The following is a 14,356-nucleotide window of genomic DNA, read 5'->3' as shown; positions in this document are numbered from 1 at the left end:
TTAATCAGAGCCCCGACCGCTAGGGAGGGAGCACAGTCGCCGATTGTCACTAACCTTTGGACGTGCCCCTCCCTGGCGGTCGGGGCTCTGATTGCAGAGCGCGACGTCCCTGGAGCATCGGACGCCACGCGGAGGATCCTCGAAATGGATTTAGAAAAATTGATCGAAGGAAAACTCGAGCAGATGGGTCTGGCGCTCCCCGCGACACCGATTCCCGTGGCGGCCTACATCCCCGCCGTGCGCAGCGGCAACCTGGTGTTTGTTTCCGGCCAGGTCCCGCGCGAAAAAGGTGAGCTGAAGCACAACGGCCACGTGGGCGACGACATTACGCTGTGGCAGGGCCAGCAGGCTGCGCGCCTCTGCGCTCTGAACGCGCTGGCCGCGGTGAAGTCGGTTACCGGCTCACTCGACCATGTTCGCCGCATCGTGAAAGTAACCGGCTACGTCGCCTCCGCTCCGGGATTCCACGATCAACCCAAAGTGGTGGACGGGGCGTCAACATTGCTAGGCGAACTGTTCGGTGAAGCCGGCAAGCACGCCCGCGCCGCCGTCGGCGTCAACGAGCTGCCGCTGGGCGTCTGTGTGGAACTGGAAATGATCGTGGAAGTGGAGTGAATCCCATGAAACCTGAACTGCAACCCGGCGTCTCGCACGAGATCGACGAACCCACCGAGGAGAAGCACGCCGCGCCGCATCTGGCCGCCGAAGGCCGCTTCGTCTTCTCGACGCCCTCCATGATCGGCTTCATGGAGCGCTGCTCCGTCGCGCTGCTCAAGCCGTATCTCGAAGAAGGAGAAAGTTCGGTTGGCTACAAGGTGAACATCACGCATCTCGCAGGCACGCCCATCGGGCAGAAGGTGCGCGTGATTTCCAAAGTGGAATCCATCGAAGGCCGGCGCGTAACGTTCGCCGTCGAGGCCCACAACGAAAAAGAAAAAATCGGCGAAGGCACCCACGTCCGCGTCATCATCAACCGCAACAAGCCCGCCAAGGCCTGATTTTCACGAAATCAATTTCGCCGGATGGATCTCGGCATCTTTCAAAATTTGGCGCAGAAGGCCTTTGCCAGGATCACGTTTCCGTGTATCGGTACAGTGGTTCTGCGCCCATCAGTGTGGATGAAGATCGCATGGCTGCCCGACTGGCGGTCAAGAGCAAAACCATGCTGGTGTAATAAGGTGATTACTTGACGGGCATTGAGTGAGGGAAGTTTTGGACTCACATCGCAACCCGCACCTTGTGGGAGCCTACTTCGCGATAGATGGGTTCATTGCGCGCCACGCGGCTTTCCACGTGCAGGCGGATGGCGTCCTCAATTAACTCGCGCGCTTCCTGTTGCGTCTCGCCTTCGCTGTAACAGCCCTGTAGTACAGGACAGAGCGCGACGAATCGCCCATCCTCGTCCTGTTCCTCCACGACCGTGAATTCGTAATCTCTCAGGGCAGAATTATCGCACAGATTCGATCATGCCACGCCGATCTGGCGCAGGTGGCCGACCAAGTGGTCCACGTAATCCGTGGCCAGCCACTCGAGCGTATGCGGCTCGCCTGCGCCGATCGTGCAGACCGCGCCCGCCTGATCCTCCGGCAGTTGCGCGATCACGTGTGCCAGGTGCCGGTTATAAGCCGACCAGAACGCCAGCAACTCCGCCCACTTGCGGCCTTGATAATCCTGCAGACTCACCCAGTCGTCCTGCGCGTAACCCGGCCCTTCGTAGGAGCCTTGCAGCGCGGCGCGCACGAAGCGCTGATGATTGTTCGCCGCCGAGTCGATCAAATGCCCAATCACCTGCTTGCGCGACCACCCACCCTTGAGCGCCGCCTTGCCACTATCCTCCTCCGTGGTCCCGCGCAACTTCGGCTCCGCCTCGGCAATCACCCGTCGCAACCGCTCACTCACTTCCCGCATGAAGCCTCCCCGTCGTTTCCGGGCCACCAGATTTATCTGTGCCGCGTGACCGTGCCGCGCGCGTCAGCAAGCGGGCCAATGGAAAAATCCTGCCCCGACCGCCGATGATGTTCCCTCGCCCGAACACAACGTCAAATTATAATCCAACCGTCGCCGTCCGGGGCGTTGGGTTTCCATCGCCCCGCTCGGCGCTTCCCCACGCGCTCCGCTCAGGATGACACCATAAAAAATTGACTAGCTCCATTCTGTCTTCTAACTTCTGTCTCCTGGCTTCTATAATCGTTTCATGTCGCTTCCCCGAGATTTCGCGCAGCATGTGAAGGCGACGGCGGATATCGTCCGCATCGTCGGCGAGTCGGTGCGCCTGAAGAGGGCGGGCAACAGTTGGATCGGGCTGTGCCCGTTTCATCAGGAGAAGACGCCGTCGTTCAACGTGCATCAAACCAAGCAGTTTTATTACTGCTTCGGCTGCGGCGCGAAGGGCGACGTGTATAAATACGTGCAGGAGACCGAGCGCGTCGAGTTTCCCGAAGCGGTGCGTCGAGTGGCCACGCGCAGCGGCATTCCCATTCCAGCCGACGTTCCGCGCCAGCCGGACTCGCCTGAAGAGAAGCAGCGCGGCGCGCTCTACGAATTGCATGAGCGCGCGGCGAAGTTCTTCCGCGAGCAGTTGCAGTCGGCGGAGGCCGCGACGGTGCGCGAGTTGATCAAGCAGCGCGGCGTAACCGGCGCGTCGGTCGAGGAGTTTGGCCTGGGTTATGCGCCGGGGCGGGGAAGCGCGTTAGCCGATGTGCTGCGCAAGGAAGGCTTTGATCCCGCGCTGCTCGAAACCAGCGGACTGGTGATTCGCCGCGATGCCCATTCTGAAAATGACCGATTGCATGATCGCTTCCGCCACCGTTGGGTGTTCCCCATCGCCTCCGACACGGGGCGCGTGGTGGCCTTTGGCGCGCGCGCGCTGGGCGACGATCAGCCGAAGTATCTGAATTCGCCGGAGACGCCCATCTACTCGAAGGGCCGCGTGCTCTACAATCTGGCGCGGGCCCGGGAGGCGATTCGCAAGTCCAATCAAGCGGTGCTGGTGGAGGGCTACATGGACGCCATCGCGGCGTACCAGGCCGGCGTGGTGAACGTGGTGGCCAGTTGCGGCACGGCGCTGACGGCGCAGCAGGTGAAGCTGTTGGCGCGCTCGGCGACGGAAGTGGTGGTCAGCTACGATCCGGACACGGCGGGAGCAAATGCCACGGACCGTTCGCTGGTCCTGCTGCTCGAAGAAAATCTCGCCGTGCGCATCGTGCGCCTGCCGGACAAGCTGGACCCGGACCAGTTCGTAAAGCAGCGTGGGGCAGAGGCCTATCAGGCCGCGGTGGCGGCGGCGGCCCCCTTCTTCCGCTATCTTGCCACGCGCGCGCTGGAGATTCACGGCAAGAGTTCTCCGGAGGCGAAGCTGGCGGCGGTGAATTTTGTGCTGCCTTATTTGAGCAAAGTTCCCAACGCCCTCATACGTTCCGAGCTGATGGCCGATATAGCACAGAAGCTCGATGTAAATATGGGAGTGATCGGCGACAGCTTCCAGAAGGCCACGCTGGGACGGCGCGAATCATTGCCCATAACCGTTGGGCCAACGACGCACGTCACGGGCGGTGGGACCCGTCAGGCGACCATCCAACGGTTACCCGCCGCGGAAACCATGCTGATCCGGTTGTTGCTCGATGATGCCGAGGCCCGCGAGCAGGTGCTGGAACAGTTGCACGGCGAGCAGGACTTGGTCAGTGAGATGGAGGCAGCCTCAATCGTCGCGGAGCTGGTGGGAATTCTCGATTCCGGAGGGGCGCTGGACTATGCGGGGCTTTCTGAAAAGCTCGATTCAGCCCGGCAGCGGATGCTGGCGGAGATCGCCTTTGACCCCGAGGCGAGACCTGTATCATATGAAGAAATAAGCGTTTACCTGAACGCCTTGAAGCGCAAGCGGCTCCTGAAGCAGCGTCAGCAGTTACTGCAAACGATCCGGGAAAGCCAAGGCCAATCCGCTGGCCAGCCGCTGCGCGAACTGCTGGAAGCGGTGCAGCAACTTGACAGAAAACTCACAGAACTAGTATAAAAGGAAGATTTCGTTCCGCTTTATTCGCATGTCTATAAAATTGTTGTGAATCCATGCAGCCTTTGGAATCATCCAAACAATAGGCTGGCAAATAAGTTAGCTTACGATTCCGCTGGGCCGACGACGCACTCGTACCGGATGCAAACGATGAAATCAAAACAGAAAAAATCAAAAGTAGCTTCCGGGGCGTCCCGCAAGACTTCCAAGGTGACTGTGAAAACTGCTCTAAAGAAATCCGCAAAGGCTCCTAAGAAGGCCGCCGTAAAGTTATCCCCCGCCAAGAGTTCGAAGATGACTGCTGGCGTTGCCAATAAGCTGGTGGCCAAGCCCGTTCCGGCTCCAGCGGGCAAGAAGATCGCAGCACCCGCGGCTGCGCCGGTTGCGAAATTAAATCATGCTGCGGCGGCTACAGAAACCACCGCGAAAGCCGGCGGAGTTGCGCCTAAGTGGATCGCGAAGGGCAAAGCTGCCGGGGCAAAGAAGAACTCCGACGGCGAGATGCGCGTGATGGAAGGCGCGGCCAGAGCCGATGCTGGAGGCGATGAAAAAGATGATCCGCTCATGGATCTCATTAACCTCGGCAAGCAGAAGGGCTACCTGCTCTACGACGACGTGAACGATCTGCTGCCGCCCGACGTGCAGAACTCCGACGAGATTGAAGACATTCTGGCCACCATCGGCACCGCCGGCATTGAAGTGGTGGATGAAAGTCCGCGCGCCGCCGGGGATGAAAGCCACGACCATCGCCTGGACGAGATGTCGGAGGACGGCGAAGTCGAGGTGCCCACCGGCGTTCTGGAAAAGACCACCGATCCCGTCCGCATGTACCTGCGCGAGATGGGCACCGTGCCGCTGCTGACGCGCGAGGGTGAAGTCGAGATTGCCAAGCGCATCGAGCGCGGGCAGCTCGCAGTGCTCAAGACCATGTCGCGCTCGGCGATTATCGTGGCCGAGATGATCAGCCTGGGCAGGGCAGTCCGCGCCGGCGACCGCTCCATTAAAGAAATCATCGTATTCAGCGATGAAGAGCTGGGCGAAGAGATGCTGCGCGAGAAGGCTGAGGAGTTCTGCGGCGAGATGGACGAGATCGCCAAGCAGCACAAGAAGGTGATCCTGTTCCGGCAGAAGTTTACCGCCGTGCCGCGCACCAAGAAGCCCAAGGAATACCGCAAGGCCCGCATTGGGCTGGCGCGTCAGCGCATTCTGCTCTCCCGGCAGATTCGCGCGATTGAGTTCACGAATCTCGAAAAGAAGCGCCTGATTGGGTTGGTCCCCAATGTCGCGCGCAAGATGGAAGAGATGACGCGGCAGCGGGCATCGCTGGAGGACAAGCTCAAGACAGCCAAGGGCGCCACCGCCAGCGATCTCAAGAAAACTTTCGCCAAGCTGCGCGTGCAGATTCAGACGATGGAGCAGGTCGCCAGCGCCACCACCGCCGAGATGCGCCGCATCATGCAGATCATCGTGGAGGGCGATAAGCTGGCCGAGGCCGCGAAAAAGGACCTCACCGAAGCCAACCTCCGCCTGGTCGTCTCCATCGCCAAGAAGTATACCAACCGCGGCTTGCAGTTCCTCGACTTGATTCAGGAGGGCAACATTGGCCTGATGAAGGCCGTTGACAAGTTTGAATACCGGCGCGGCTACAAGTTTTCGACCTACGCCACCTGGTGGATTCGCCAGGCCATCACGCGCGCCATCGCCGATCAGGCGCGCACCATCCGCATCCCGGTGCATATGATCGAGACCATCAACAAGCTGATCCGCACCTCGCGCCAGCTCGTGCAGGAATACGGCCGCGAGCCCACCAGCGAAGAAGTTGCCAAGCGCATGGACATCCCTGTTTCCAAGGTGCGCAAGGTGATGAAGATCGCGCAGGAACCCATCTCGCTGGAGACGCCCATTGGCGAAGAGGAAGACTCGCATCTCGGCGACTTCATCGAGGATCACGGCGCCATCTCGCCCGCCGAGGCGGTCATCAACGTGAACCTGAAAGAGCAGACCTCCGGCGTGCTGAAGACGCTGACGCCGCGCGAAGAGAAGGTCATCAAGATGCGCTTCGGTTTGGAAGACGGCTCCGAGCGCACGCTCGAAGAAGTCGGCCAGAGCTTCGCCGTCACGCGCGAACGTATCCGCCAGATCGAAGCCAAGGCGCTGCGCAAGCTGCGCCACCCCTCGCGCAGCCGCAAGCTCCGCGCCTTCCTCGAGCTGGGAAGCTGGCGCGACTAGCTCAAGCAGTGTGCGCTACAGTGCCGCGTGACAGTGCCGCGCGCGTCAGCAAGCGGGCCAATGGAACCCAACGCCCGAGAACCTCGAACGAAAAGACAATCCGCGGATTTGCTTTGGTGTTGCTTTGGTAGCCACGGTGAGCGAATTTCTCGCCGTGGGTATTTTCCTATGGCTTGGGAGAATTCATCGCAAGGACAATCATCACGATCGCAGCAGCAATCGTCGCGCCCTCAGCCAACAGCGCATAGTTGGTTAGCCGCCGCGTCTGCGGATATTTGGCCATGAAGCGGCTGGCAATCATAAGCACCAGAGTGAATGGTGACCACACCAGCCGAAAAAAACTGGCAGCCAAGAGCAACTCTGGAACGGGGGGAGAACCCAGGCGGAACAGGGCGAGGCACAGCGGCGTGGTCAGCCCGATGGCCGCCAGCACTTTGGCGTAGATCGTCGCGGGCCTTTCAAACTGCGACACGACGCGAACCAGAAATAGAGTGGGAACCATCAGGCAAATCGTGATGAAAAAAGCGAGTATCCCGTCGCCGCCGGCATACATGCCGCTCGACGCCAAAACGATTTCAGGATTCGCCGCCGCCCATGCGTAGCGCTGGTAGATCACCACCGCCGCAAAAGACAACACGACCGCATAGCCCGCGCCAATCAACTGGAGCTGCAACTTGGTCGAGATCGCTGCCATGTCTATAGATTAGCGCGGTCGCCAGCCCCGCACACCAGATTCCACGAGTCTCTCAGCAGTAACCTGCCGATTTTGTTGCCACAGTCAGTGCTTTCCTGGCTGCGGGATTTTCTTGCCGCCTGGCAACGATATTTCCGGGTATCTCCGCCCCATTATCTCCCCCGCATGACTCGCAGGATGTGTTTGACAGCTAGCTGCCACGAGAGCATATTGCTGCTCGTTGTAGTTATCCAACCTCACCCCTCACTCTGGGTGCTCTGCGGATTGTTTTTTTGCAGTCGCCCCGGGCTTCGCCGGCAGTGATTTCCCGGGCCTGGGACCTTCGACTCGATCATCCCAATTCTGCCAGATGCCCTGCGAGGCGCCAGCTTGGCTAGGCGGCTGGTAAGGAGAGCTGAATCGCCAGACCTGTCGTGGGCAACAGGTCTTTGCCCGCAGCCAACTCAAAACCTTCTCTCGGCCTGTACTGCACTAGTGCAGAACTCAGCGTGATCTGGCCGGGAACCAGTGCAGGGTCGTAGCTGCGATTTGGCCGCGGCTGGCTGCGTGTTTCGCCCGTAACCACCACGGAAGCGCGAAAACCTTTGCCCAGCTCCGTCGTATGGCGATACATCACCCGGTTGCGAGCCATCGGTCTTGGTGAAAATGTGCTTGCGCATGTGTTCATCGCGCAGGCCCATGCCTGTGGTGATCGATTTCACCGACACCCTGGCTTGAATGTCCGAGATTTCCAGAGCCTCGCTCGTGCAATTCGCTCGCACCTCCGCGTGGAGGCTCAAGGCTTTTCCATGGACTGTTGTCACCGGAAGATTGGTGGGAGATTCGAACTGAACAACTCCGCTCTCGACATGCACCAGCAGCGGCACGGATGTCTCCGCGCTCAATGTGTGGCAGCTTAACGTGTAGCAGATCAGTGAAAATGCGATTGCTATGATTGATGTGGTCTTGTGCATAAATATTTCTCCTTTGTGCTGCGTTTTGATTTGCCTGACTTCAGCCATTACACGGTGGTGGGAAGGATTAATCATCCGCGAAAGCACCGCTTCCGTATCCAGTCCTCGCATCGCTTTCTGTTTCGGGCATCGCGAAGATCGGATGCCCGTTCTCATCGCTGCATGGTGATGGCCTTTCTAGCGCAAATGATTGGCAAATTTCCCGCGGGAACAATTGTTGAAATGAAGCGATGGGCCCACTCCAGGGTGTGGTCCTGAGGATGCGTGGCTTGATTCCTTCGGATTTGTAGCCAATCGCCAACTCCTGCTGCGCTTCTGTTCCCGCGTTTCCCAACTACCCGCCCATGCTATTTCCATGGCTGCGGGGAAACAACGGCACAGAGGGACATCTGTACCCGAGTACAGCTGTTGGGGCGGGCAATGATGCTGCACTGGTGGGCATTGCTGCAAGCCGATCCAGAGCTGCGCGGCGGCAGTCAGACAGGACGACACAAGTGGGGGTGCTAAGTTACCTGAGGGTGTGCAGGAGAACCGCGAACAATTCCAGCTTACTGGTCACGGAAAACTTCGTGAGCAGGTTAGCCACGTGAAATTTCACGGTCCGTGGGGTGATGCCTATCTCCGTGGCGGTTTCCTTGTTGCACTTGCCGCACGTGATCAGGCGCAATGCCTGTTCTTCGCGTGGGGAGAGACTCGTCGTGCCGCTTAGCTGCGGGGGGAATACGTCTGTCGGGGGAACTTCAGCTGTGCGGAGTAGATCCAGGGAGGTCCGCATATGAAGTCCTTAAATTGTATTTTTGAAACAACTGACTAGCAACTCGAAGTAGCACACCATGCAGATGGTTTGACAACCCCAATTTCTTTGGGTAACGACTCGGCAAACTTCCCAGGTGGCTACGAGTTTTTGCAGGATGTTGCGTGGGCCGCGCGAGGAGAAAGTAATCCGCAGATTCCGCCGATTGCTCAGATTAAAAAACATCTGTGAAATCTGCGGATTACGCTTTGCGTTGGTGCTGGCTTGGTTACTGCTTGGTCATGGTGAAGTTAGTGACTTCGCCTTCGGTGTTGTGGGCGAAGCGGAGGCCGTAGACGCCATCGGTGGATTTCAGTTTACCCGTGCCGATCGCGTCGGACTTGGGGTAGCTGCCGACGACGGTGCCGTTGACGATGCACTCTACTTTGTCGCTCGACACCGCGATGGCGATCTCCTGCGTTACCGACGCGCCGGGTGCGGCGGCCTTATTCACCGCGGCGTGGGCCACGGGTCGGCCGTCGCTCAGCCGGAACGGGGCGGGGCCGAAGCCGCGGACGATGTATGTTCCACTGCCGTAGGCCGAGCAGTACAGCGCGCTCATCTGCGGAGTGCCGAGGTCATTGCCGCCGATGACGATGCCGTACGGGTGCGGGTGGTCGTTGACGTTCATGTACTTCGGCTCTGTGAATTTTGCCTTCACGGTGTAGTTGCCGCTGGCGGTATTGGCCGGGTTCCAGTAGGTAACGGCGGGGCCGGTGATGAAGTGCATGGTCGAGCCGTCCTGGGAAAACTTGGCGTCAGTGAGCTTGGCGCCCTTGGCCGCCTCGCCGGCGTCTACCTGGCCCTGCCAGCCGGCAACGGTGATGCCCCCTCCGGCAGCGGCGCGGATCTTTTCCTCCTCCTGGGCTTGGGCCTGAGCGGGGGTCAGCGAGGAGACAAGCAAAATGGCGGATAGCACAAGCAGTGCGCGGTAGTTACGGTGCATAGTCAGTCCTTTCGAGAATAGTTTTTTCCGGGTTCATTCATCATACTTCATCGGACGAATTAATGCCCGGGGAACGTCGCGGGAAATCAATTCGCGGATTACGCAGATTACGCAGATTCCTCAGATAGAAAACCATCTGAGCAATCCGCGGAATCTGTGGATTAGACGTTACTTTTGCGGTGCGGGTTGCTGGCGTGCGGCCGTGCGCGGCGGGGTGATGCCGTTCAGCCGCGCGTAGACGACCAGATTGCCGTAGTGGTCCATGTTGTCGAGCAGCACGGCCATGATGACGGACCAGCGCGGGCGCGTGCTGCCACGAATGCCAGCGGGGGCGTCAGGGGGGATGGCGATGACCTGTGCGCCGGTCTCGTCGGTCATAGTGGCCAGCGACTTCTTGATGTTCTCGATGCTCTCCTTGAGCGCCGCGACGATCTGCGCTTTGGTTTTTATGGCGGCAAAGCGCGCCTGATCGCCGGTGGGCTGCTGGTTCATCAGGTTTAGATAATTGGTGTTCTCGGCGATGACGTGCTGCATCTGCTCGCGGAAGCTGCGCACCTCGGGCGTGGGCTTGAAGTCATATTTATCCTCGGGAATGCCCTCGACCATGCCCAGCATCAGCGAGCTGGTGGTCTCATACTGCGCGCGCAGCGGCGCGGCGATGGCGGCGTCGGCGGCCTGCAGCCGGCCTGCCGCGATCACTCCTGCCGTTACCAACACCATCGCACATAAATAACGCTTCATTGCCATCCTCCATCGCTGCCTGCTCACGGAGCCCCGGCAGGGACTCCATCCGCCGCAGTATACACGCTGTGCGCGGATTTGGGAATATGCCCGGTCGTAGCGTGACAGTGCCGCGCGCGTCAGCAAGCGGGCCGATGGAACACAACGTCCCGGATTGTGCCGCCCCGGATTGCAATCCGACAATGTGTTCGAGCGCGAGAGCGCGAGAGTGATCGGGGGGGGTGGGTGGGTTTTCCATTGGCCCGCTTGCTGACGCGCGCGGCACTGTCACGCGGCACTGTCGCGGCTTGTCGCTCCATGCGCAACCGTGCTATGTTTTCGGCGATGGCGATTTACTCATAAGCGGGAGTCGGCGATGGCGAATGCAGTCAGTAACACGGCAGCGGTGCGGCCATCTGAAGTGCGGTTTGACGAGAAGACCGCGCGGCAGATGAGCATGATCTATCAGACGGACGATATTAAGGAAGCGCAGCGGCAGTATCGCGTGTGGTTTGATCCGCGGTCCGAGGAAGTGTTGCTGGATGTAGGCTGCGGCACCGGCGTGAACACCCATGCGCTGAGCAAGCTGGTGGGGCCGGCCGGCAAGATCATCGGCATTGACCCCAGTCCGGCCATGCTGGCCCTGGCGCGCGAGAAAGCCGCGGCTCCCAATATCGAGTATCAACAATTGGCGGTCGAGGACATTCCGTTTGCCGAGAACACCTTTGACGGCATCGTCTGCACGCAGGTGTTCAACTACGTGGCGGACCCCGTCGCCGTGCTGAAGTCGCTGCTCCGCGTGGTCAGGCCCACGGGCCGCATCTTTCTTTCAGAGACCGACTGGGACACGCTCTCCTACAATATTCCCGACAAGGAACTGCAACGGCGCGTAACGGCGGACTTCTCCGACCATCACGGCGACGGCTGGATGGGCCGCAAGCTCTACCCCATCTGCCGCCAGGCCAATGCGCGCGACATTCAGGTGCACCCGTATGTCATTTCCAATGCGGAGTACTCGGTCCGCAAATATGGCGGGCCGATGAGCTATGTGATCCGAGACTATCTGCTGCGCGGCAAAGGCTGGAGCGAGGCCGACGTGCAGCGTTGGACGGCACAGTTGAGCGAGGCCTACGACAACAAATCGTACTTCTTCTCGCTGACGCGCATGGTCTGCATTGTGCGCAAGTAGCTCCGGCAGGAGACAGGAGTAAGTAGATCGAATTTACAGGCCGGAGCCCCGGCAGGAGCGGCCTACAGGAAGATGGATACGGACTGTTTTGAAGGTGGCGATGGGTGGGTAAATCAGGAACTATTTTCTTAATTGGTGGCATTGCCATTGTTTTGGGCGCTGGCGGCGCACTCACGATAAAGCGGATGTCAGCATTCGCAGACTGCCGTATGCAGTATCAGTCTGATTTGTGATATCGGACTTACCAAGCGATACATGATAGTTTTCATTGTGAAGTATATTCCGCAATAAACGCGTTCAATATTTTGTCCATGTGTGTAGGTGTAGGAATGATTGTGGCGATAGAGCTGTTGAGAAAAAGATCAAATATAGGACACTACCCGGGCGTGAGCCCGGGGTACCACATGCGATCGCGGGATTAGCCCCGGCAGGGGCGACAGAAGGCTACGGCTCTGATGCAACCTGCGGCAGCGTAGCGGCGTCCTATGGGGCAGATGGGCGTCGAGGAAGATTAGGATGATGAAGATTCGCAAGCAATTTCTAGCTGGCAGCGCATTGGCGCTGGGTATGATTGTGGGATTGCCTGGCCTGACGCTGCCCACGCCGCTGCTCGCGCAGGACCCACCCGCGCCCCCCGCGGCGGTAGAGGCCGCTCCCGCTGCCGCGACGCCCCCAGCCGAGCCTGCCAAATCCGCCGCAGCTCAGGCGCGTCCCGCGCCTTCGGCCCCCGAGATACAGGAGATCATCCGCAAGTTCGCCGAGCATGAAGATGCCTTCGCCCGCGCGCGAGAGAACTACACCTACCGCCAGATCATCAAAGTGGAGGAGTTGGACGATGAGGGCAAGGGCGGCGGGCGCATGTACACGGTCGAGTCGGACATCATTTTTTCCGCGCAGGGCCGGCGCACCGAGAAGGTGGTGTTTGCGCCCATCTCCACTTTGCGCCGCATCAGCATCAGCCCGGAGGATGAGCGCGACTTGCGCGGCATCCAGCCCTTCGTGCTCAACTCCGCGGACCTGCTGAAGTACGACGTGCGCTATCAGGGCCGCCAGAAGGTGGACGAGCTGGATACCTATGCCTTTCGCGTCAGTCCCAAGGTGATGGAGAAGGGCGAGCGCTACTTTGACGGCATCGTGTGGGTGGATGAGCGCGACCTGCAGATCGTAAAGAGCTACGGCAAGGCCGTGCCGGACATTCGCGGCAGCGCGGAGAATCTCTTCCCGCGCTTTGAGACCTACCGCGAGCAGATTGACGGCAAATACTGGTTCCCCACATGGACCGGCGCCGACGACACCCTGCACTTCAAGACCGGTCCGGTGCGCATCCGCATGATTGTCCGCTACCAGGACTACAAGCAGTTCAAGACCGACGTCAACATCACCTACGGCGACGAAGCCACCACCCCGCCCGTGCAGCAGTAGCGCGGCTCTGTTCGCGCCAGGGTTCGCGCCAGGGTTCGCGCCATTGAGATGCCGTCCTGACTGGCGTAGGCTGGAACCATAAGGGGGTGCTGGTCATGACTCATCCTGTTTCATTTTACGCTCTCATTCTGGTCTTGCTGTCGGCGCTCGCTGCGCTGCCGGGTTTCGCGCAATCTTCCGGTGGCCGCGCCATCAATCGGCCCGGCGGTGTGTCCAGCGATCCCAACGCCAAGCCGCCAGGCGACGATGCCCCCGCGACGACTCCAGCGGCCACCCCGGTCCCTGCGCCCAACTTTCCCAATCGCCTGGGTGACAATGTGGGCTGGCGCATCCAGCCATCGCCGGGAGTGCTGCCCGGCGCGCGCGGCGTGAATCATCCGGGCCAACCAGGTCAACCGGGCCAGGCGGGTCAGGCGGGCCAGCCCGGCATCATGCCCGGCAAGCAACCCCTGCCATTGACGCCACAACCTTCCCCGGCTTCGCCCGCCGATCCGCGCATGGCACCCTTCGGCGGCTATCGCGATGTGAATAACCCCGGCGGCGCCACCGGACCATTTCCCGGCTGGTCGTCATCGGACGGCCCCGGCATCGTCCCGTGGGACCCCGACGGCGGACGCAACGGCCCGCGTGGCGGCGCCAGCCGGGATCAACGTCACTGGCCTCCGAATGGCTACGCGCCCACTTACTATCTGCTTCCGTATTACGTCCCTTACGTAATCAATACGCAGGGCACCGAGGGGCAGACACCGTCCGTAGGCAATCCGAATCAGCCCGCTCAGCAGACAGGCCTCGCCGCGCAGCCGCTCCCGCAGCCCGGCCCGTATGGCTCGGTGAGCAGTTCCACGGGAGCTTCCACTCAATCCTCCACCGCAAATCTCACGCTGCTGGTCTTCAAGGATCGCACCATCGTGCTGGTGAAGTCGTATTGGCTGGAGGGCGAGACAGTCTGGTATGAGACAACGGACGGCCTGCGCACACCGATCTCGATCTCGCAACTTGATTTGACTCTGACGCAGCAGTTAAACAAAGAGCGCAACGTGAAGTTCGTCCTGGAGTCGCGGTAAGTGACCACGACCCAAGGATTATTTATTCTGGAGCTTTGCTTGGTATTTTGCTAAATTAAAGCCTATGAACAAGGTCGCGTTTACGCTCATGCTGGCGCTCATCTTGCAGGGATGCACTAGTTCGTCCCAGACGCCCGCTCCGGTGCCCTTGCCACAGCCCTATCAACGATTCGTTCCAGTGGCCACTTCGGACCGCGATTTTGCGCTGGATACCAAGACGGGTCAGTTGTGTAAGACATGGAGTTGGACGATTACCGACGCCCCGTTGAGCAGCCTTCCGCTTTGCAGCGATCTGCACAATCAAACCGACTAGTTCGCGCGACCCATCCCTTACTGAATA

15 protein-coding genes and 1 pseudogene are annotated in these 14,356 nt (G+C 60.0%); 8 read left to right on the top strand and 8 right to left on the bottom strand.

Annotated features, from left to right (window positions below; translation table 11 throughout):
- Positions 1-144 precede the first annotated feature (144 nt).
- Together EXQ56_05905 and EXQ56_05900 are read left to right on the top strand one after the other, a co-directional pair.
- Positions 145-615 carry a RidA family protein gene (locus tag EXQ56_05905; GenBank protein MSO19988.1) on the top strand — a complete coding sequence of 157 codons (471 nt, stop codon included), beginning with the start codon at positions 145-147 and terminating at the stop codon, positions 613-615.
- Positions 616-620: 5 nt separating this feature from the next.
- Entirely contained in the window at positions 621-998 is a 378-nt protein-coding gene (locus EXQ56_05900; protein ID MSO19987.1) for a thioesterase, read from the top strand.
- 3 nt (positions 999-1,001) lie between these two features.
- On the opposite strand, the pseudogene EXQ56_05895 reads toward EXQ56_05900, so the two are convergent.
- The 3 genes and pseudogenes from EXQ56_05895 to EXQ56_05885 form a co-directional block, all read right to left on the bottom strand.
- Positions 1,002-1,222 (bottom strand): annotated as a pseudogene (locus EXQ56_05895) (addiction module toxin, HicA family).
- Positions 1,219-1,440, bottom strand: a complete 222-nt coding sequence (locus EXQ56_05890) for a type II toxin-antitoxin system HicB family antitoxin (protein MSO19986.1) — start codon at positions 1,438-1,440, stop codon at positions 1,219-1,221. Before EXQ56_05890 ends, EXQ56_05895 begins: the two are co-directional and overlap by 4 nt.
- A 24-nt stretch (positions 1,441-1,464) precedes the next feature.
- Positions 1,465-1,908, bottom strand: coding sequence for a DinB family protein (locus tag EXQ56_05885; protein MSO19985.1), 444 nt, complete (start codon positions 1,906-1,908; stop codon positions 1,465-1,467).
- Between the two features lie 286 nt (positions 1,909-2,194).
- Here EXQ56_05885 and EXQ56_05880 point away from each other — a divergent pair, with 286 nt between their 5' ends.
- Together EXQ56_05880 and rpoD are read left to right on the top strand one after the other, a co-directional pair.
- Positions 2,195-4,009: a DNA primase gene (locus tag EXQ56_05880; protein MSO19984.1), complete on the top strand. Its 1,815-nt coding sequence runs from the start codon at positions 2,195-2,197 to the stop codon at positions 4,007-4,009.
- Positions 4,010-4,156: 147 nt separating this feature from the next.
- Positions 4,157-6,235 (top strand): RNA polymerase sigma factor RpoD, encoded by a 2,079-nt coding sequence (gene rpoD, locus EXQ56_05875; protein ID MSO19983.1) that lies wholly within the window; start codon positions 4,157-4,159, stop codon positions 6,233-6,235.
- Positions 6,236-6,401: 166 nt separating this feature from the next.
- On the opposite strand, the gene EXQ56_05870 is transcribed toward rpoD, so the two are convergent.
- From EXQ56_05870 to EXQ56_05850, 5 genes are all read right to left on the bottom strand, one after another.
- Complete coding sequence (locus EXQ56_05870) at positions 6,402-6,908, bottom strand: hypothetical protein (GenBank protein ID MSO19982.1); 507 nt, start codon at positions 6,906-6,908, stop codon at positions 6,402-6,404.
- Positions 6,909-7,372: 464 nt separating this feature from the next.
- Positions 7,373-7,993: a hypothetical protein gene (locus tag EXQ56_05865; protein MSO19981.1), complete on the bottom strand. Its 621-nt coding sequence runs from the start codon at positions 7,991-7,993 to the stop codon at positions 7,373-7,375.
- Between the two features lie 397 nt (positions 7,994-8,390).
- Positions 8,391-8,657 carry a LuxR family transcriptional regulator gene (locus EXQ56_05860; protein ID MSO19980.1) on the bottom strand — a complete coding sequence of 89 codons (267 nt, stop codon included), beginning with the start codon at positions 8,655-8,657 and terminating at the stop codon, positions 8,391-8,393.
- Between the two features lie 247 nt (positions 8,658-8,904).
- Positions 8,905-9,621: a hypothetical protein gene (locus EXQ56_05855; GenBank protein MSO19979.1), complete on the bottom strand. Its 717-nt coding sequence runs from the start codon at positions 9,619-9,621 to the stop codon at positions 8,905-8,907.
- Between the two features lie 168 nt (positions 9,622-9,789).
- A complete protein-coding gene (locus EXQ56_05850; GenBank protein MSO19978.1) occupies positions 9,790-10,368 on the bottom strand; it encodes a DinB family protein in 579 nt (192 codons plus the stop codon).
- A 349-nt stretch (positions 10,369-10,717) separates the two neighbouring features.
- On the opposite strand from EXQ56_05850, the gene EXQ56_05845 reads away from it, so the two are divergent.
- From EXQ56_05845 to EXQ56_05830, 4 genes are all read left to right on the top strand, one after another.
- Positions 10,718-11,530 carry a methyltransferase domain-containing protein gene (locus tag EXQ56_05845; GenBank protein ID MSO19977.1) on the top strand — a complete coding sequence of 271 codons (813 nt, stop codon included), beginning with the start codon at positions 10,718-10,720 and terminating at the stop codon, positions 11,528-11,530.
- Positions 11,531-12,046: 516 nt separating this feature from the next.
- Positions 12,047-12,952, top strand: a complete 906-nt coding sequence (locus EXQ56_05840; GenBank protein MSO19976.1) for a hypothetical protein — start codon at positions 12,047-12,049, stop codon at positions 12,950-12,952.
- A gap of 95 nt (positions 12,953-13,047) precedes the next feature.
- Positions 13,048-14,016 carry a hypothetical protein gene (locus EXQ56_05835; protein MSO19975.1) on the top strand — a complete coding sequence of 323 codons (969 nt, stop codon included), beginning with the start codon at positions 13,048-13,050 and terminating at the stop codon, positions 14,014-14,016.
- A 64-nt stretch (positions 14,017-14,080) separates the two neighbouring features.
- On the top strand, positions 14,081-14,329 hold the full coding sequence (locus tag EXQ56_05830; GenBank protein MSO19974.1) for a hypothetical protein: 249 nt from the start codon (positions 14,081-14,083) through the stop codon (positions 14,327-14,329).
- Positions 14,330-14,356: the final 27 nt, after the last annotated feature.

It is taken from the genome of Acidobacteriota bacterium (genome assembly GCA_009691245.1).
Classification (GTDB): Bacteria; Acidobacteriota; Terriglobia; order 2-12-FULL-54-10; family 2-12-FULL-54-10; genus SHUM01.
The sequence above is the reverse complement of the archived record's forward strand: the minus strand, read 5'-3'. Positions and strand labels throughout refer to the sequence as shown.

Bases quoted from the DNA above. Each gene is read 5' to 3' on its own strand.
- EXQ56_05905 (MSO19988.1), top strand. From the start codon at position 145: ATGGATTTAGAAAAATTGATCGAAGGAAAACTCGAGCAGATGGGTCTG.
- EXQ56_05900 (MSO19987.1), top strand. From the start codon at position 621: ATGAAACCTGAACTGCAACCCGGCGTCTCGCACGAGATCGACGAACCC.
- EXQ56_05885 (MSO19985.1), bottom strand. From the start codon at position 1,908: ATGCGGGAAGTGAGTGAGCGGTTGCGACGGGTGATTGCCGAGGCGGAG.
- EXQ56_05880 (MSO19984.1), top strand. From the start codon at position 2,195: ATGTCGCTTCCCCGAGATTTCGCGCAGCATGTGAAGGCGACGGCGGAT.
- rpoD (MSO19983.1), top strand. From the start codon at position 4,157: ATGAAATCAAAACAGAAAAAATCAAAAGTAGCTTCCGGGGCGTCCCGC.
- EXQ56_05865 (MSO19981.1), bottom strand. From the start codon at position 7,993: ATGCGAGGACTGGATACGGAAGCGGTGCTTTCGCGGATGATTAATCCT.
- EXQ56_05860 (MSO19980.1), bottom strand. From the start codon at position 8,657: ATGCGGACCTCCCTGGATCTACTCCGCACAGCTGAAGTTCCCCCGACA.
- EXQ56_05855 (MSO19979.1), bottom strand. From the start codon at position 9,621: ATGCACCGTAACTACCGCGCACTGCTTGTGCTATCCGCCATTTTGCTT.
- EXQ56_05850 (MSO19978.1), bottom strand. From the start codon at position 10,368: ATGGCAATGAAGCGTTATTTATGTGCGATGGTGTTGGTAACGGCAGGA.
- EXQ56_05845 (MSO19977.1), top strand. From the start codon at position 10,718: ATGGCGAATGCAGTCAGTAACACGGCAGCGGTGCGGCCATCTGAAGTG.
- EXQ56_05840 (MSO19976.1), top strand. From the start codon at position 12,047: ATGATGAAGATTCGCAAGCAATTTCTAGCTGGCAGCGCATTGGCGCTG.
- EXQ56_05835 (MSO19975.1), top strand. From the start codon at position 13,048: ATGACTCATCCTGTTTCATTTTACGCTCTCATTCTGGTCTTGCTGTCG.
- EXQ56_05830 (MSO19974.1), top strand. From the start codon at position 14,081: ATGAACAAGGTCGCGTTTACGCTCATGCTGGCGCTCATCTTGCAGGGA.